This window comes from Streptomyces sp. NBC_00582 (assembly GCF_036345155.1).
Classification (GTDB): Bacteria; Actinomycetota; Actinomycetes; order Streptomycetales; family Streptomycetaceae; genus Streptomyces.
The window spans coordinates 3,447,744-3,464,291 of sequence record NZ_CP107772.1; the positions used below are offsets into that span (position 1 = coordinate 3,447,744).

19 protein-coding genes are annotated in these 16,548 nt (G+C 73.0%); 6 read left to right on the forward strand and 13 right to left on the reverse strand.

Features of this window, described 5'->3' with window-relative positions:
• Positions 1 to 125: 125 nt before the first annotated feature.
• The 4 genes from infB to rimP form a co-directional block, all read right to left on the reverse strand.
• The gene (gene infB, locus OG852_RS14940; protein WP_330348212.1) at positions 126 to 3,218 is read right to left on the reverse strand and encodes a translation initiation factor IF-2; all 3,093 of its coding nucleotides are present in this window, start codon (positions 3,216 to 3,218) and stop codon (positions 126 to 128) included.
• A gap of 148 nt (positions 3,219 to 3,366) precedes the next feature.
• The gene (locus OG852_RS14945; protein WP_133917679.1) at positions 3,367 to 3,663 is read right to left on the reverse strand and encodes a YlxR family protein; all 297 of its coding nucleotides are present in this window, start codon (positions 3,661 to 3,663) and stop codon (positions 3,367 to 3,369) included.
• A gap of 137 nt (positions 3,664 to 3,800) precedes the next feature.
• Positions 3,801 to 4,787: a transcription termination factor NusA gene (gene nusA, locus OG852_RS14950; protein WP_133917678.1), complete on the reverse strand. Its 987-nt coding sequence runs from the start codon at positions 4,785 to 4,787 to the stop codon at positions 3,801 to 3,803.
• 2 nt (positions 4,788 to 4,789) lie between these two features.
• The gene (gene rimP / locus OG852_RS14955; RefSeq protein WP_133917677.1) at positions 4,790 to 5,302 is read right to left on the reverse strand and encodes a ribosome maturation factor RimP; all 513 of its coding nucleotides are present in this window, start codon (positions 5,300 to 5,302) and stop codon (positions 4,790 to 4,792) included.
• A 224-nt stretch (positions 5,303 to 5,526) separates the two neighbouring features.
• Between rimP and OG852_RS14960 the strand changes: the two genes are divergently transcribed.
• From OG852_RS14960 to OG852_RS14970, 3 genes are read left to right on the forward strand one after another with little or no spacing between them, the layout of a single operon-like run.
• A complete protein-coding gene (locus OG852_RS14960; RefSeq protein ID WP_133917676.1) occupies positions 5,527 to 6,081 on the forward strand; it encodes a hypothetical protein in 555 nt (184 codons plus the stop codon).
• Complete coding sequence (locus OG852_RS14965) at positions 6,078 to 6,581, forward strand: ferritin-like domain-containing protein (protein ID WP_133917675.1); 504 nt, start codon at positions 6,078 to 6,080, stop codon at positions 6,579 to 6,581. The genes OG852_RS14960 and OG852_RS14965 overlap by 4 nt, the downstream gene beginning before the upstream one ends.
• A 43-nt stretch (positions 6,582 to 6,624) precedes the next feature.
• Positions 6,625 to 7,521, forward strand: coding sequence for an aminoglycoside phosphotransferase family protein (locus OG852_RS14970; protein WP_133917674.1), 897 nt, complete (start codon positions 6,625 to 6,627; stop codon positions 7,519 to 7,521).
• Between the two features lie 211 nt (positions 7,522 to 7,732).
• Here the strand turns inward: OG852_RS14970 and OG852_RS14975 are convergent, their stop codons facing one another.
• The 3 genes from OG852_RS14975 to OG852_RS14985 are packed head-to-tail and all read right to left on the reverse strand — an operon-like array spanning position 7,733 to position 9,608.
• Positions 7,733 to 8,185, reverse strand: coding sequence for a hypothetical protein (locus OG852_RS14975; RefSeq protein WP_330348213.1), 453 nt, complete (start codon positions 8,183 to 8,185; stop codon positions 7,733 to 7,735).
• 8 nt (positions 8,186 to 8,193) lie between these two features.
• The gene (locus OG852_RS14980; protein WP_330348214.1) at positions 8,194 to 9,021 is read right to left on the reverse strand and encodes a BN159_2729 family protein; all 828 of its coding nucleotides are present in this window, start codon (positions 9,019 to 9,021) and stop codon (positions 8,194 to 8,196) included.
• A complete protein-coding gene (locus OG852_RS14985) occupies positions 9,018 to 9,608 on the reverse strand; it encodes an RNA polymerase sigma factor (protein WP_330348215.1) in 591 nt (196 codons plus the stop codon). Before OG852_RS14985 ends, OG852_RS14980 begins: the two co-directional genes overlap by 4 nt.
• 272 nt (positions 9,609 to 9,880) lie before the next feature.
• Here OG852_RS14985 and OG852_RS14990 point away from each other — a divergent pair, with 272 nt between their 5' ends.
• On the forward strand, positions 9,881 to 10,303 hold the full coding sequence (locus OG852_RS14990; protein WP_133917672.1) for a helix-turn-helix domain-containing protein: 423 nt from the start codon (positions 9,881 to 9,883) through the stop codon (positions 10,301 to 10,303).
• Between the two features lie 139 nt (positions 10,304 to 10,442).
• Positions 10,443 to 10,670, forward strand: coding sequence for a hypothetical protein (locus OG852_RS14995; protein ID WP_330348216.1), 228 nt, complete (start codon positions 10,443 to 10,445; stop codon positions 10,668 to 10,670).
• Between the two features lie 7 nt (positions 10,671 to 10,677).
• Here OG852_RS14995 and OG852_RS15000 read toward each other — a convergent pair whose 3' ends face one another.
• From OG852_RS15000 to OG852_RS15015, 4 genes are read right to left on the reverse strand one after another with little or no spacing between them, the layout of a single operon-like run.
• On the reverse strand, positions 10,678 to 10,905 hold the full coding sequence (locus OG852_RS15000) for a ferredoxin (protein WP_330348217.1): 228 nt from the start codon (positions 10,903 to 10,905) through the stop codon (positions 10,678 to 10,680).
• A gap of 1 nt (position 10,906) precedes the next feature.
• Complete coding sequence (locus OG852_RS15005) at positions 10,907 to 12,124, reverse strand: NADH-ubiquinone oxidoreductase-F iron-sulfur binding region domain-containing protein (RefSeq protein WP_133917670.1); 1,218 nt, start codon at positions 12,122 to 12,124, stop codon at positions 10,907 to 10,909.
• Complete coding sequence (locus OG852_RS15010) at positions 12,121 to 12,702, reverse strand: ferric reductase-like transmembrane domain-containing protein (RefSeq protein WP_133917669.1); 582 nt, start codon at positions 12,700 to 12,702, stop codon at positions 12,121 to 12,123. Before OG852_RS15010 ends, OG852_RS15005 begins: the two co-directional genes overlap by 4 nt.
• Complete coding sequence (locus OG852_RS15015) at positions 12,699 to 13,721, reverse strand: FAD:protein FMN transferase (RefSeq protein WP_133917668.1); 1,023 nt, start codon at positions 13,719 to 13,721, stop codon at positions 12,699 to 12,701. Before OG852_RS15015 ends, OG852_RS15010 begins: the two co-directional genes overlap by 4 nt.
• A gap of 45 nt (positions 13,722 to 13,766) precedes the next feature.
• Here OG852_RS15015 and OG852_RS15020 point away from each other — a divergent pair, with 45 nt between their 5' ends.
• Positions 13,767 to 14,120, forward strand: coding sequence for a hypothetical protein (locus tag OG852_RS15020; RefSeq protein WP_330348218.1), 354 nt, complete (start codon positions 13,767 to 13,769; stop codon positions 14,118 to 14,120).
• Between the two features lie 104 nt (positions 14,121 to 14,224).
• On the opposite strand, the gene OG852_RS15025 is transcribed toward OG852_RS15020, so the two are convergent.
• Positions 14,225 to 15,928: a proline--tRNA ligase gene (locus OG852_RS15025; RefSeq protein ID WP_133917666.1), complete on the reverse strand. Its 1,704-nt coding sequence runs from the start codon at positions 15,926 to 15,928 to the stop codon at positions 14,225 to 14,227.
• A 73-nt stretch (positions 15,929 to 16,001) separates the two neighbouring features.
• The gene (locus tag OG852_RS15030) at positions 16,002 to 16,535 is read right to left on the reverse strand and encodes a GNAT family N-acetyltransferase (RefSeq protein ID WP_133917665.1); all 534 of its coding nucleotides are present in this window, start codon (positions 16,533 to 16,535) and stop codon (positions 16,002 to 16,004) included.
• Positions 16,536 to 16,548 lie beyond the last annotated feature (13 nt).

The window sequence follows — 16,548 nt, forward strand, 5'->3', positions numbered from 1 at the left end:
CTGCCGTCGGCTCGACGGAGTTTCCCACCCACCCGACTCGGCCGGGTGCAGGGTGCGCCAACTCCGTAGACGGACGGGTGCCGGGCCACAGGACGAACCCTGTGGCCCGGCACCCGAACCGGGGCCTACACCCGCGGCTTCTCGCGCATCTCGTACGTCGCGATGACGTCGTCGATCTTGATGTCGTTGAAGTTGCCGAGGTTGATACCGCCCTCGAACCCTTCGCGGATCTCGGTGACGTCGTCCTTGAAGCGACGCAGGCCCTCGATGTTGAGGTTCTCCGCGACCACCTTGCCGTCGCGGATGAGGCGCGCCTTGGTGTTGCGCTTGACCTCGCCCGAGCGGATGAGGACACCGGCGATGTTGCCCAGCTTGGACGACTTGAAGACCTCGCGGATCTCCGCCGTACCGAGCTCGACCTCTTCGTACTCCGGCTTGAGGAGACCCTTCAGGGCCGCCTCGATCTCCTCGATCGCCTGGTAGATGACCGAGTAGTAGCGCACGTCGACGCCTTCGCGCTCCGCCATCTGCTGCGCACGGCCGGCTGCCCGGACGTTGAAGCCGATGACGATCGCGTCGGAGCCCATGGCCAGGTCGATGTCCGACTCCGTGACCGCACCGACGCCGCGGTGCAGGACGCGGATGTCGACCTCTTCGCCGACGTCCAGCTGGAGCAGGGAGGACTCCAGGGCTTCCACCGATCCGGACGCGTCGCCCTTGATGATCAGGTTCAGCTGCTGGACCTCGCCGGCCTTCAGCGCCGCGTCCAGGTTCTCCAGGGAGAACCTGCGCGTGCGCTTGGCGAAGGCCGCGTTGCGCTCGCGGGCCGCACGCTTCTCGGCGATCTGGCGGGCCGTACGGTCCTCCTCGACCACGAGGAAGTTGTCGCCGGCGCCCGGGACGTTGGTCAGGCCGAGGACCTGGACCGGCGTCGAGGGACCCGCCTCGGCCACGTTGTTGCCGTTGTCGTCGAGCATGGCGCGCACGCGACCGTAGGCGTCGCCCACGACCATCGTGTCGCCGACCCGCAGGGTGCCTCGCTGGACGAGGACCGTCGCCACGGCACCGCGGCCGCGGTCGAGACGGGACTCGATCGAGATGCCCTGCGCGTCCTGGTGCGGGTTGGCCCGCAGGTCGAGCGAGGCGTCCGCGGTGAGGATGACGGCCTCGAGGAGGGCGTCGATGTGCAGACCCTGCTTGGCGGAGATGTCGACGAACATGGTGTCGCCGCCGTACTCCTCGGCCACCAGGCCGTACTCGGTGAGCTGACCGCGCACCTTGGTCGGGTCGGCGCCCTCGACGTCGATCTTGTTGACCGCGACCACGATCGGGACGTCGGCCGCCTTGGCGTGGTTGAGCGCCTCGACGGTCTGGGGCATCACGCCGTCGTTCGCCGCGACCACGAGGATCGCGATGTCCGTCGACTTCGCACCACGCGCACGCATGGCGGTGAACGCCTCGTGACCCGGGGTGTCGATGAAGGTGATCTTGCGCTCTTCGTCGTTGACCTCGGTCGCGACCTGGTAGGCACCGATGTGCTGGGTGATGCCGCCGGCCTCGCCCGCGATGACGTTCGTCTTGCGGATGGCGTCGAGCAGTCGGGTCTTACCGTGGTCGACGTGACCCATGACGGTGACGACCGGCGGACGGACCACCAGGTCGGACTCGTCGCCCTCGTCCTCGCCGAACTCGATGTCGAAGGACTCGAGCAGCTCGCGGTCCTCCTCCTCCGGGCTGACGATCTGAACCTCGTAGTTCATCTCGCCCGCGAGGAGCTGGAGGGTCTCGTCGGAGACGGACTGGGTCGCGGTGACCATCTCGCCGAGGTTCATCATGACCGCGACGAGCGACGCCGGGTTGGCGTTGATCTTCTCCGCGAAGTCGGTGAGCGACGCGCCGCGGGAGAGACGGATCGTCTCGCCGTTGCCGCGCGGCAGCATCACACCGCCGACGGACGGGGCCTGCATGGCCTCGTACTCCTGGCGACGCTGACGCTTCGACTTGCGGCCACGACGGGCCGGACCGCCGGGACGGCCGAAGGCGCCCTGCGTGCCACCACGGCCACCGGGACCGCCGGGACGGCCGCCGAAGCCGGGACGGCCACCGCCGCCACCGAAGCCGCCGCCACCGCCGCCGGGGCCACCGCCACCGGGACGACCGGCGAAGCCGCCGCCGCCACCCGGACGGGCACCGCCGCCGGGACCGGCCGGACGGCCGGCGAAGCCGCCGCCTCCCGGACGCCCGCCACCGCCGGGCCGGCCGGCTCCGGCCGGGCCACGGCCGCCGCCGGGGCCACCGCCGGGACGCGGGCCGGCAGCGGGACGCTGCGGCATCATGCCGGGGTTCGGACGCGGACCGCCGGGACGCGGACCGCCGGGGCCCGCACCCTGCGGACGCGGCATACCGGCCGGCGAGGGACGCGGACCGCCCGGAGCCTGCGGACGAGGACCGCCGCCCTGGCCACCGGGGGCCTGCGGACGGGGACCGGCGCCGGGAGCGCCGCCGGGGCCGCCGGGACGCGGGCCGCCCTGCGGGCGGGGCGCCTGCGGACGCGCCATACCGGCGTTGCCGCCGGAGGTGAAGGGGTTGTTGCCCGGACGCGGACCGGCCGGACGGGCACCGCCCGGACGCGGGGCACCGGCACCACCGGGGCGCGGGCCCTGGGCGGCGGCCGGACGCTGGCCGCGGTCACCGCGGTCCTGCTGGCCCTGACCGGGTCCACCGGGGCGGGCACCGGGACGGGGCGCGCCGGGGCGCGGGCCCTGGGAGGCCGGGCGGGGAGCCTGCGGGGCGGCCGGGGCCGACGGCGGAGCGGTGAACTCCGGGGCGGCGGGCGCCGGACGCGGCGCGGGCTTGGGGCCGGGCACGGGACGCGGGCCCGGGGTCGCCGGCGCGGGGGCCGACGAGGCCGCGGGAGCGGCCGGAGTCGTGGGCGCCTGGGGCGCGGCGGGCCTGGGGGCGGCCGGACGCGGGGCGGCCGGACGGGCCGCCTGCGCCGGAGAGGGCGCACCAGGCTTGGGGGCGGCCTTGCGCGGGGCGGGCTTGGCGGACTTGCCGCCGCCGCCCTGGAAGGCGTCAGTCAGTTTGCGGACTACGGGCGCTTCGATGGTGGAAGACGCCGAACGGACGAATTCACCGAGTTCCTGGAGCTTGGCCATGACGACCTTGCTCTCCACGCCGAACTCCTTGGCGAGTTCGTATACCCGGACCTTAGCCACTTCGCTCCTTTTAGGTCCGGGTTGCGGCCGGACCGTCGCTACTTCATGGGCGTACTCATCGCGTGCTCATCGAGTGCTCATCGCAATCTCGACCTACTTCCAACTCGCGGGGTACCTGACCGCACGGACGTTCCGCGCGACGCGCTTCTTACGGTGTTGCCCGATCGGCAACTGTCGTCTGCTCGACGTACTGGCGCAACGCCTTTGTGTCGAGCGCTCCCGGGGCGCGCAACGCCCGCGTGAACGCCCGGCGGCGCACCGCCTGGTCGAGACAGACCAGTGCGGGGTGCACGTACGCACCCCGGCCGGGCAGCGTACCGCGAGGATCGGGGACGCAAGCGTCCTTGATCGCCACGATGCGCAGCAGCTCCGTCTTGGCCGCTCGCTTCCGGCACCCCACACAGGTGCGTTCAGGGCATGCTCCGGCGTGCGTCCGGCCAGACACAGTTAAGTCTACCTCCCCGCGGCCACCTCACCCCTTCGGGGCAGGAGTCGAACGGTTGCCGCGATACATCTGACGTGATCTGAGCGGGCCCCGGCTTGGATCTATTCCCCCGAACGGCCCAACCGCTGGTGGAACCGCTACTCGGACGCCTGCTCGGTGTCCGGGCGGATGTCGATCCGCCAGCCCGTGAGGCGGGCGGCGAGGCGGGCGTTCTGGCCCTCCTTGCCGATCGCCAGGGAGAGCTGGTAGTCCGGGACGGTCACGCGCGCGGAGCGGGCCGCGAGGTCCACCACCTCGACCTTGGAGACCCGGGCCGGGGACAGCGCGTTGGCCACCATCTCGGCCGGGTCGTCCGACCAGTCGACGATGTCGATCTTCTCGCCGTTCAGCTCGCCCATCACATTGCGCACCCGGCCGCCCATGGGGCCGATGCAGGCGCCCTTGGCGTTCAGGCCCGAACGGGTGGACCGTACGGCGATCTTGGTGCGGTGGCCGGCCTCACGGGCGATGGCGGCGATCTCGACGGACCCGTCGGCGATCTCCGGCACCTCCAGCGCGAAGAGCTTCTTCACCAGATTGGGGTGGGTACGCGAAAGCGTGACCGAGGGACCGCGTACGCCCTTCGCCACCCGAACGACGTACGACCGCAGGCGCAGGCCGTGCTGGTAGGTCTCGCCGGGGACCTGCTCCTGCACGGGCAGGATGGCCTCGAGCTTGCCGATGTCCACGAGCACGTTCTTGGGGTCGCGGCCCTGCTGGACCACTCCGGTGACGATGTCGCCCTCGCGGCCGGCGTACTCGCCGAGCGTCGCGTCGTCCTCGGCGTCGCGCAGCCGCTGCAGGATCACCTGCTTGGCGGTGGTGGCGGCGATACGGCCGAAGCCGGACGGGGTGTCGTCGAACTCACGGGGCTCCTGGCCCTCTTCGAGGTCCTCGGGGTCCTCCTTCGCCCACACGGTCACATGCCCGGTCTCCCGGTTGAGCTCCACGCGCGCGTGTCGGCGGCTTCCCTCGGTGCGGTGGTAGGCGATGAGGAGGGCCGACTCGATCGCCTCGACCAGCAGGTCGAAGGAGATCTCCTTCTCCCGTACCAAGCCCCGCAGGGCACTCATGTCGATGTCCACGGCTACGCCTCCTCTTCCTTCTCGTCCTTGACGTCCTGGTCCTTGCGGTTGAACTCGACCTGCACGCGGGCCTTCTCGATGTCCGGGAAGCCGACTCTGCGGGCCTGGGCCTTGCGGCCCTTCACGCCGGGCACTTCGAGGTCGAGGCCGTCGTCGTCGACCTGCAGGATCCGGGCGGTCAGTTCGCCGCCCTCGGTGAGCTGGAACCTCACCAGCCGGCCGGTGGCGCGCACGTAGTGGCGGTGCTCGGTGAGGGAGCGCTCCGCGCCCGGGGTGCCGACCTCGAGGGTGTACTCGCCCGCGCCCATCGCGTCCGTCTCGTCGAGCTTCGCCGAGAGCGCGCGGCTCACATCGGCGATCTGGTCCAGGTCCGCCCCGGTGTCGGAGTCGACGACGACACGCAGCACGCGCTTGCGGCCCACGGAGTCCACGGCGATCTCTTCGAGATCCAGGCCCTGGGAGGTGACGAGCGGTTCCAGGAGCTCTCGCAGCCTCTCGCTCTGGGTGGTGCTCATCCGGGTGACTCCTCGGCCGCGTGTGCTGTTGTGGGATGGGTCGCGTGTCTGGTCAAAGGGTATCGGGTCGCGAGGAGTGTTGCCGTCCACCCGTGCACGGAGGGTGGCGGAGACCTCGCTCCGGCGAGTGCGCGGGTACGGTGATCACGGACCTGTTCCCCTGCCCGTTCTTCGTATCGTCTCTCTCGTCTTTCTTTCGTACGGATTCCCCGAGGACGTCTGCCGTGCCGTTCCCGCTCCCGCCGCGCACCCGCTCCGGGCCGCGCAGAAGAACCCTGCTCGCGTCGGCCGCCGGGGCCGCGCTGCTCGTGGGCTGCTCGTCCGGTTCCGAGAGGTCCGAGGAGGTCGCGAGCGCCGGCCCGTCGGTGACCGAGCGGGCACGCGCGCGTGCGGCCGAGGACAGCGGCGGACTGCTTCAGCGGTACGACGCCGTCCTCGCCGTCCATCCCACGCTGGCGCGGCGGCTCGCACCGCTAAGGGCGGAGGTCGTCCGGCATGTGGAGGCGTTCGGGGGCGCGGGGAAGCCGAAGAGCACCCCGTCGGCCAGCGCTTCGGCGACCGTGTCGCCCTCCGGCTCGGCGGCGCCGTCCCTGGCACCCTCCGCCTCTCCGGCGACCGAGAAGGAGGCGCTGGCCGGGCTGGCCGCCGCCGAGCGGAGGCTCGCCGACGAGCGGGCGGTGGCGCTGCTGGACGTCCCGGGCGAGCTGGCCCGGCTGCTGGCCTCGGTGGCGGCGGCCGGCGCGGCCCACGCGTATCTGCTGACGGAGGGGAACCGATGACGGGGTCGAGCGCGGGGCCGAGCAAGGAGAGCAAGGACAACGGGGAACTGACCGCGCTGCAGGCGGCGCTGGCCGCCGAGCACGCCGCCGTCTACGGGTACGGCGTCGTCGGCGGGCGGATCGGCGCCGCTCGGCGCACGGAGGCGCAGGCCGGGTACGACGCGCACCGGGCGCGCCGGGACGCGCTGGTGCGCGAGGTGCGCGATCTGGGCGCCGAGCCGGTCGCAGCGAGCGCCGCGTACGCGCTGCCGTTCCCGGTGGCGGACGCTGCTGCCGCGGTGCGGCTCGCCGCCGAGTTGGAGGAGCGGGTGGCCGGGGTGTACTCGGACCTGGTGCGGGCAGCCGGTGACCAGCGGCGCCGTGAGGCCGCCGGGGCGCTGCGGGAGGCGGCGGTGCGGGCGGTGCGCTGGCGCGGCGGGAGCGTAGCCTTCCCTGGGCTCGCCGAGCGGGCCGGTACGGACGCGGCGACCTCCGGAGCTCCGGCGGCGCCGACGGCGTGACCCCTGAGAGGGGACCTCTGAAAGGGAAGGGAACGACTCGCGCATGGCTTTCGAACCGCCGCGGCGTCTGGTGCGGGCGTTCGGTGAGACGGCACCGAGCGGTGACGACTGGTTGGAGAAGCTGCCCGAGGCTGCCCGACAGGCCGTCGCGCTGCGCGAGTTGACCGTCGACCGGGTGCAGGTGCCCGGGGGCCGGACCAGCCTGGTGGTGCTGGTGCGCCGTGCGGACGGGACGCCTGCCGTGCTCAAGCTGGCCCCGCCGCGGTTCCGGCCGGAGGCGGAGCGGGCGGCGCTGGCGCACTGGGGCGGGCTGGGCGCCGTACAGCTGCTGGACGGGCCGGTGACGGAGGGGGTGCTGCTGCTCGAACGGCTGCATCCGGATGTGTCGGTGCGGTCGCTGCCGGAGGCCAAGGCGCAGCTGGAGGCGGCGGGGACGTTGCGGCGGCTGTGGGTGGAGCCGCCGGACGGGGGCGGCTTCGAGACGGTCGCCGAGCGGACGGGGCGGCAGGCGGAGGCGATGCGGGGGACTGCCGTCGGCTCCGAGGTGCGCGTGCTGGTGGACGCGGCTCTCGTGGCCCGGGAGGAGTTGTTGGCCGCGCCGCCCGAACGGCGGTTGCTGCATGGGACGTTCCGGCAGAGCAAGGTGCTGGCGGCCGAGCGGACGCCGTGGCTGGCGGTGGGGCCGGATCCGGTGGTGGGCGAGTGTGCGTTCGATCTGGCGCGGTTGGTGCGGGATCGGGTGGAGGATCTGATCGCCTCCCCGTCGGGGGCGGCGACGACTCGGCGGCGGGTGAGGAAGCTGGCGGAGTCGTTGGAGTTGGATCAGGAGCGGGTGCGGGGGTGGACGCTCTTTCGGGCGGTGGAGTCGGGTGTGCGGGCGCTGCGTGTGGGGCGGCGGGGGGATGCGGAGCTGTTGCTCGAATTCGCCGGGTGGCTTTAAGGGCGGTTCGGGGTGGGGGTGCGGGGGTCGTCGGGGTGCGGGTGCGTGGGGGATTGTCGCGCCCACGCGGCGGCGGGGAGCCGCACATGGATACAGCCCCGCGCCCCTTTTCGGCCGGACCGGGGACCGTTGGCGGCGCCCCCCTGCAGGGTGAGGGGGCAGGGGGGCGCCGCTGTCCGGTCGGCTGCCTCCCGAGCGGCCGGCCGGAGTCTCATGGGGGGTCGGGGGGCGGGGGTGTGGTCGACAGGGCCTCCTCCAGAGCCAGCAGGTGGGTGTGGTGGCGGATGTGGGCGGACTGGTCGGGGATGCGGGGGCCCTCGCGCCGTGGGGATTCGGCGTGCCGGACATGGGTGAACAGCGGGAGGTCGGCCGGGGGCAGACGCCAGGTCAGCAGGCGTTCGCCGGCCACCAGGCGCAGCAGGTGGGTGCCGCCGGGGCCCGCTTCGGTGGCCGGGGTGATGACCGCGCTCGACGGGTGCAGTGCCGCCAGCCAGGCGAGGAGGTGGGCCCGTTCGCGGGAGAGGTGGGTCAGTTCGCGCTCGTAGGAGTCGGCGTGCCGCTGCCAGCGGGCCAGTTGCCGACGGCAGTCGTCCAGGTCGAGGGCGAGGCGGTGGCGGGCGGCGGTCCTGCGGGCCCGCACGAGGCGGAGCAGAGGTGAGGGCATCGGGGGCCTCAGCCGTGTCCCGGGTGTTCCACCGCCGGGGGTGGTGCCGCGTCCGGGGCGGGCCTCTCCTCCCCCGCCGGTGACAGCGGCCCCAACTGGGTCTCCACCTGGGCGAGGGTGCAGCGCTCCGGGCGGCCGTCGAGGGACAGCAGGGGCATGCCGTCGGGGGCGCGGCGGCCCTGGAAGTACCAGAGGTCCCCGTTCGTGTCGCGCTGGGGCTGGGCCAGGTCGTAGGTGGTGCCGTCGAGGCGGAAGGGGCGGCGTTCGGGGGCGTGGGCCGTGCCCGGTGGTGTCGTGCCGATCCCCCGGGCCACGACGGTCACCGGGACGCCGTCGCGTTCTCCGTCGGCGGTCACCGTGTGGGGGCGGGACCGCTCCCCCACGGTGGTGATGCCCAGGTAGGCGCGCCAGCGGGCCCATTGGGCGGGGTCGTCGACGCGGAGCAGGACGCGCACCCGGTCGCCGTCCACGCGGATGCCGTGCGGGCCGGGGTGGCCGTGCAGCTGCCGTTCGACGGCGTGGGCGAGCTCACGGGCGCGGGCGCAGGAGGCGTCCCAGGCCAGCGCCTGCCGTTCCAGCTCGGTGACCGGCGGCTCCGGTTCCCGCCGTCCGGTTTCCGGTTCGGCGGTGAGCCGTTTCGGTGCGGTTGTCGGGCGTGGGGCGGGTGTCCAGCCGCCGTCCGGCTCCCGGTGCAGGAGGACGCCGAAGGAGCGGTCGGGGTCGGTGAGGAGCCGGGCCGCGTCCAGGGCGTGGGCGGCGGCCGCGGCCTGGTGGGGCGGTACGGAGCGCAGTGCCGCGTGGATCACCCGGGCGGCGCGGGGAAGGTTGCTGTTCACACGGACACCGCCCCGGTCGTCCAGCGCAGTTTGCGCAGCGCGCGGTAGGTCAGCGTCTTGACGGCACCGACGCTGCGGCCCATCTCCCGGGCGGTCTCCTCGGGGGTCAGTTCGTCGAGGAAGCGCAGTTCCACACAGTGCCGTTGGTGCGCGTTGAGGGAGTGGAGTGCCGTACGGACCGTCTCGTGGGCCTCGACGGCCTCCAGTTCGCGCAGGGCGAGCGACTCGGTGCAGAGGCCCGGCGTCTGGGGGTCGTGGAACTCGGCGACCGGGGTCTCCAGCCGGGTGCGGCCGCGGGCGAGTTCGTCGTAGTGGAGGTTCTTGGCGATGGTGGTGAGCCAGGCGGCGAAGGCCTTGCCCTGCCAGGTGTACGAGTCGATGCGGCGCAGGGCGCGGGTGAACACCTCCTGGGTGAGGTCCTCCGCCAGGTGTCTGTTGCGGGTGCGCAGGAGAAGGAAGCCGTAGACGAGGCGGTAGTGCTCGTCGTACAGGGCGGCGAACGCCTCCCGGTCGCCGGTGCGGGCGCGGGCGACCAGTTCGGGCTCCGGGGTGCCCGGAGTGGTCGTGGCGCTGTCGGTTGGGGACACGAAGACCTCCGCATCTTCAATATTCATGTAGATGTAGATTGACTGACGACACGTCACCCGGGACGGGTGGGTCTCGGGATATCGGCAGTCTTCACGCAGATGCATAGAGTGTCAAGCCGCTCACGGAGCGCGACGGAAAACCGCGGGCCGGGAGCACGGGGGCGCACGGGGGCACCCGAACCGCCGCAACGCTCCGGCGTGCATCCGAAGAGCCGACCGGCGGTCTGCGATCTACTTGCGCCTGTAGATGACGATGACCGATCCTCTGAGGCGTGACGAACCAGCGGAGCCACTCAGGAGACCCGGATCCCGGCCACGATCCCGCACGCCGGGACGAGGACCTGGCGGCTCTGCTCGAACGCCTCCTGGCACGGGCCCCCGGGCGGACCCAGAAGGATCTCGCCTCCGAGGCCGGCATCTCGTACCCGACGCTCAACGCCTGGATGAACCGCACCCGCGGCACCTCCCGCATCGACCCGGAGAAGCTGCGGGCCATGGTGGAGGTGTTCCGGCGCTGGGGCGTCAGCACGACACCGCGGGAGTTCTTCGAGTCGGTCGGCCGCCCGGTGCCCGGCCCCAGCGGGGACGAACGCGAGGCCCGACTCCTCACGCTGTACCGGCAATTGCCGGAGTCACGGCAACGAGCGCTGCTCAAGGACGCCGAGGCGATGCTTCAGGTCAGCCGCATCACCTGAGGTTTACGGATGAATATGACGAAAACCCCCACGGGAATCGCGCCCATCGGTACCATCAGTGCGCCGCTGGCCTCCCGGAGCGGATCACTGCGTGTCGTTGTGCAGCCCTGGGGAGACAGTTGTGTGCGTCCACGTTTGCATGGCAGACGATCTGCCGAGAATCGCGGTCTGGGACCCTGACGAGGTCAGCATCCGGGTGGCCAGGGGCTTCCAGGTACGCGACGCGCTCCGGGAAGTGCGGGACATCCTGGTGATCGACCTGGGTGCCCCCGCGTCGCGCGGCGGTCTGCTCGTGTGTTTCTGCGGCATGCGCGTGGAGCTCCCGCGCGAGCTCACCCCCTGGTCCTCCCCCTGCGCCGTCGGCTGATCTCCCGTCAGCCGACCGGGGCCGGGGTGAGCTTGAGGGCAAGCACGGGGCAGTCGGCGACGGCCCTGCGGGCCCGCTTCACCGTCCGTGCGGGGACGGGGGCGCCGTCGACGAGCGGGTAGCCCCATGCGTCGAGCGTGATGTGCTCCGGGAGGAGTTCCGCGCACAGGCCGTGGCCCTGGCAGGACGTCCAGTCGACGTCCAGGTTCATCTGCCGGTTCGTCTGCCGGTCCATGTCAGGCCTCCTGGGGTACGGGCAGCAGGGGTGTGCGATCGGTGGCCGTGCAGCGGCCGTGGGCGTGCGCGTCGGCCTCGGCGGCGAACGTCGTCAGCGCGCTGCGGACCAGCCGGACCGTGCCGTCCGGGTGGTGGCAGGCGCCTCGGCCCTCGACGAGGCCGGACCAGCGGGCGAGGTCGGTGCGGACGGTGCCCTGCGGGCCCGGCGTGGCCAGGGTGGCGAACGCGGCGGCGATCCGCGGCAGACCGTTGAGGCAGGGGCCGCACTGGCCGGCCGACTGCAGGGCGAGATACCGCAGGACGCGGGCGGTCTCGACGAGGCCGCAGCGGGCGGTGGGCAGCACCGCCAGCACTCCGGCGCCCAGGAAACCCGCGTCCACGGTCAGTCGGGCGGCCTCCCTGGCCGGGATCCAGGTGCCGTGGTAGCCGCCGACGAGCACCGCCGAGGCATCCTCCAGCGGCAGCAGCCGGGCGAACGGCAGACCGTACGGCGCCTCGATCACCCGGGGTTCCCGTCCCGCGACGTGGACCGTGCACAGGGCGCTGCCCGGCTGGGTGGGGGTGCCGGCGCCGCGGTACCAGTCGGCGCCGTAGCGGGCGACGAGCGCCAGATGGGCGAGGGTCTCGACGTTCTGCACGAGCGTGGGGGCCCGGCGCACGCCCCGCTCACGGACCGGCGGGCTCGGGTGCCTCGGCAGCGCGGGACCACCGGAGACGAACCGGGCGAGCGCCGAGGCCTGGCCGGAGAGGAAGGACGTGGGCAGCCGCACGACCTGCACCGGCAGCGGGTCCCCGGTGCGCTGGGCGAGGGCCGACTCCAGCCAGGTCGCGCCGTCCTCCACGCCGAGGTACGCCTCGCCCGCGCCGATGGCGTGCGCCGCGATCTGCAGACCGTCCAGGACGAGGTGCGGGGAGAGCCGCAGCAGCGTCTTGTCCTTGCGGCTGGCGGGCTCGCCCTCCGCGCCGTTGGCGACGACCACCGGCGCCCGCCCGGTACGGCGGCCCGCCTCGGCGACCGAGACGAGCTTGCGGTACGTCGGGAAGGCGGCCCCGCCGCGCCCGGTGAGCCCGGACTCGGCCACCGTCCGCAGCACGCTCTCGGGGTCGCCGTGCGCGAGGGGGCCGTAGCGCTGGTGGTGGGTGGGCAGGTCGACCGGGGCGGCGCCGGGGGCGAGGAGGCGCGGGGCCATGTAGAGGTCGGGGAAGGTGGCGGTCACGGGCGGGCTCCATCGGCGGCGCGCAGAAGGGCGGCGGGGGTGCGGCGGGTGGCGCGGGCCGCGTGGGCGAGGCGGGTGCCTCCGGCGGCGACGACCGTGGCCACGCAGGCGACGGTGAGCCAGGTCATCCAGTCGGCGCCGGTGTCCGTGCCGATGCCGACGCCGTGGATCAGGGCGACCGGCCAGGAGGCGTAGGCCAGCCAGTGGACGGCCCGCCAGCTGCGGTGGCCCATCCGGGCGCGGAGCAGGCTGGTGATCAGGACCGCGAGCAGCAGGTCGAAGGCGACCGTGCCCAGGCCGAGCCACAGGGGCCGGTAGTCGGAGCGGAAGGGGATCAGGGCGTCGACGACCGTGATGTTCACGTAGCTGTCGGCGACCGCGGTGGTGATGTGCAGGGCCAGGAAGGCGGTGGCGGAGAGGGAGAGGGTGCGGTGGAGGCTCAGCGTGCCGAAGCGGGGCAGGCCCGGGACGCGGGTCCGCAGATGGACCGCGATGCCGAGGAGTACCACGATGGTGAAGAGGATCAGGCAGACGGCGCCCGTGGCCCTGTTGGCGTACCAGAGGGTTTCGCCGGTCATGCGGCTGCCTCCGGGCGGGTGGCTGATCGCGCCCCGCGGCGGAGCCGCTGATCGGCACGGTCCCGCGCCCCTGAAGGGGTTGGCCAGCCCGGTGTGGTGACGATCAGGCCGTTCCGCGTGACCAGGCGGGCCGGGAGGCGCAGGCGGCTCAGCCACTTCTCCGCACCCTCGCCCCTGACCAGTGCCGCCGTGCTCGCCGCGTTCGCGTCGGCGCAGGTGGCCGCGGCGACGGAGACCGTGCGCCAGGGGGAGCGGACGGGCAGGCCGGTGCGCGGGTCGACGATGTGGTGCAGGTCGTGGCCGCCGCGCTGCCAGCGCCGGGCGGTGGTGCCGGAGGTCGCCAGACCGCCGCCGCGCATGCCGACGGTGGCGTACGCGCCCTGCGCGGGCGTCTCGTCGACCGGACCGGTGACGTCCTGGACCCGGATCTGCCAGCCGCCCTCCGGGGGCTCGCCCGCGACGGCCGTGTCACCGCCCAGGCTGACCAGGACCCCGCAGCCGGCCGTGCCGGCGAGCAGCCGCGCGGCCCGGTCGGCGGCCCAGGCCTTGGCCGTCGCACCCAGGTCGAGGCGGACGCCCCGGGGGACGGTGACCGTGCCGGTGGCGCGGTCGAGGGTGATCGTGCGCCAGCCGGGGGTGCGGCGCAGCGTGAGGCGGACCGGGCGGTCGTCCTCCCGGACGAGGGTGAAGTCGCGGTCGTAGCCGATCGCGTCCATCGCGGAGCCGACGGTCGGGTCCACCGCGCCGTCGGTCGTCGCGGCGGCGCGCAGGGCCACGTCGAGGGCCTCGGCGAGCAGCGGGCTCACCCGGACCGGGCGGCCGGCGGTGGCGTCGAGGGCGGCCAGTTCGGAGTCGGGGCGGAAGCGGCTGCAGGCCGCGTCGACCTCGGCGAGGTGCCGGGCGAGGAGCAGATTGCAGGACTCCAGCAGGGCCGGGTCGGTGACGACCAGGCGGACCGTGGTGCCGAGGGCACGCCACTCGGTGGCGGCCGTGGTGCGGGGCTTGAGCGGCGTGGTCATCACGACGCCCCCGAAGTGGAGTCGGCGGAGCCGCCGGAGGAGGAGGTGAGACCGCTGGAGCCGTCGTCCGAGGAGGAACTGCTCGACGAGTCGTCCGCGGAGGACGAGGAGGAGGACGAGTCGTCCGTGGAGGACGACGAGGTGTCCGAGCCGGAGGAGTCGGTGGAGCCGGACGAGCTGTCCGAGTCGCCGCCGGTGCTCGAGCTGGAGCTCGTCCCGCCGCTCGCCGACGTGGTGGCGTCCGCCTGCAGGGTGCCGATCAGGGCGAACACCCCGGCCGCCCCCGCCAGCGTGATCGCCGCAGCGAAGGCCGCGGTCCGCCGTGCACCTCTGCGGACCGCTGCCGCGGCCCCGCGTTCTTCTTCCCTGGTCGCCATGACCTGTTCCCCTCCGCAGTGACGTTCTGTCACGCCCTACGGTCGGGGAACGGCCTGAGAGAAGTCTGTGAGGATCCCATAGGGTCCGACAGAACTCTCTGAGAGCTTTCTTTATGAGGGCCCGCGTTACGCGGTGAGCCTCGCGATCGCCTCGTCCACCGTGAGCTCCTCGCGCTCGCCGGTCCTGCGGTCCTTCAGCTCCACCACGCCCTCGCCCGAGCGACGGCCCGCGACCAGGATCTTGGGGACGCCGATCAGCTCGGCGTCGGTGAACTTCACGCCCGGGGAGACCCCGGCCCGGTCGTCGACCAGGACCCGCAGGCCGGCCGACCGCAGCTTCTCGGAGACCTCCAGCGCCAGCTCGGTCTGCAGCGCCTTGCCGGCGGCGACCACGTGGACGTCGGCCGGGGCGACCTCGGCCGGCCAGCACAGGCCCTTGTCGTCGGCGGACTGCTCGGCGAGGGCCGCGACCGCGCGGGAGACGCCGATGCCGTAGGAGCCCATGGTGACGCGGACGGGCTTGCCGTTCTGGCCGAGGACGTCGAGCTTGAGGGCGTCGGCGTACTTGCGGCCGAGCTGGAAGATGTGGCCGATCTCGATGGCGCGGTCGAGCTTGAGGCCGGTGCCGCAGTTCGGGCAGGGGTCGCCCTCCTGGACGACCACGACGTCCACGTACGCGTCGACCTCGAAGTCACGGCCCGCGACGACGTTCTTCGCGTGCGTGCCCTCCTTGTTGGCGCCCGTGATCCAGGAGGTGCCGGGGGCCACGCGCGGGTCGGCGATGTAGGTGACCTTCTCGCCCAGGCCCTGCGGACCGACGTAACCGCGCACCAGGTCGGGGCGGCCCACGAAGTCCTCGGCGGTGACCAGCTCGACCGTCGCCGGGGCGAAGTGCGCCTCGACCTTGTCCATGTCGACCTCACGGTCACCGGGCACGCCCACGGCGACGATCTCGCCGTCGACCTTCACGAGGAGGTTCTTGAGCGTGTCGGAGGCCTGGACGCCGAGGTGGGCGGCGAGGGTCTCGATGGTGGGGGTGTCCGGGGTGGGGATCTCCTCCAGCGCGGGCACGCCCTCGGCGTCCACGGCCTTCAGCTCGTACGAGATCGCCTCCGTGTTGGCGGCGAAGTCGCAGTTCGGGCAGTCGGCGAAGGTGTCCTCGCCGGCGCCGGCCGGGGCGAGGAACTCCTCCGACTTGGAGCCCCCCATCGCGCCGGCGGTGGCGGCGCAGATGCGGTAGTCGAGGCCGAGGCGCTCGAACACCCGCTGGTAGGCCTCGCGGTGCAGGGCGTAGGACCGGGCGAGGCCCTCGTCCTCGGTGTCGAAGGAGTACGAGTCCTTCATCAGGAACTCACGGCCGCGCAGGATGCCGGCCCGCGGACGGGCCTCGTCGCGGTACTTGTGCTGGATCTGGTACAGGATGACCGGCAGGTCCTTGTACGAGGACGCCTGGTCCTTGACCAGCAGGGTGAAGATCTCCTCGTGGGTCGGGCCGAGGAGGTAGTCGCCGCCCTTGCGGTCCTTCAGCCGGAACAGCTCGGCGCCGTACTCCTCCCAGCGGCCCGTCGCCTCGTACGGCTCGCGGGGCAGCAGGGCCGGGAGCAGCACCTCCTGGGCGCCGATCGCGTCCATCTCCTCACGGACGATCCGCTCGACGTTGGCCAGCACCTTCTTGCCCAGCGGCAGCCAGGACCAGATGCCGGCGGCGGTGCGGCGGACGTAGCCGGCGCGGACGAGGAGCTTGTGGCTGAGGACCTCGGCGTCCGCCGGGTCGTCGCGCAAGGTCTTCGCCATCAACTGGGACATGCGCTGGACCGGTGCGTTCGCCATGGTTCTCGTACTCCTGCCGGGTAAGGGTGATGGCAAGGAGGTTAGCCGGGAGCGCCGTGTCGCCGGAAATCCGTTACTTCCGGAGGAGGGGGAGCCGGGCGCCCATGACGGCGTACGGGCGGGGGGCGCTGGGGAACAGGACCCGGCGGGCGAGGTCGTCGTAGCCGAGGGAGCGGTAGAGCGCGCGGGCGGGGCTGTCGAAGTCGATCGCGGAGAGGATCGAGCGGGGTTGGCTCGCGCTGTCGGTGATCGTGGTGATCAGGGCCCGGCCCGCGCCGCGGTTCTGGTACGCGGGGTGGACGTGGAGCTCGGTGATGACGAAGGAGTCGTCGAGCCAGAAGTCGGTGCCCTGGGCGCGCAGGTAGGGCTCGACGACGGTGGACCACCAGTGGGTGCGGTCGTTGGGCATGCCGTAGACGAAGCCGACGAGGCGGCCTTCGGGGGTGCTGGCGCCGAGGGCGCGGGCGCCCGGGTAGGTCATGTGCCGCAGGACGATCTGGCGGCGGACCGCGACCTCGTCGGGGCCGAGGCCGAAGGCGACGGCCTGCACCGCGAGGGCCTCGTCCACATGGGCGGGGAGGTCCAGGGGGCCGATGACGAGATCCATGGCGGGGAGCCTA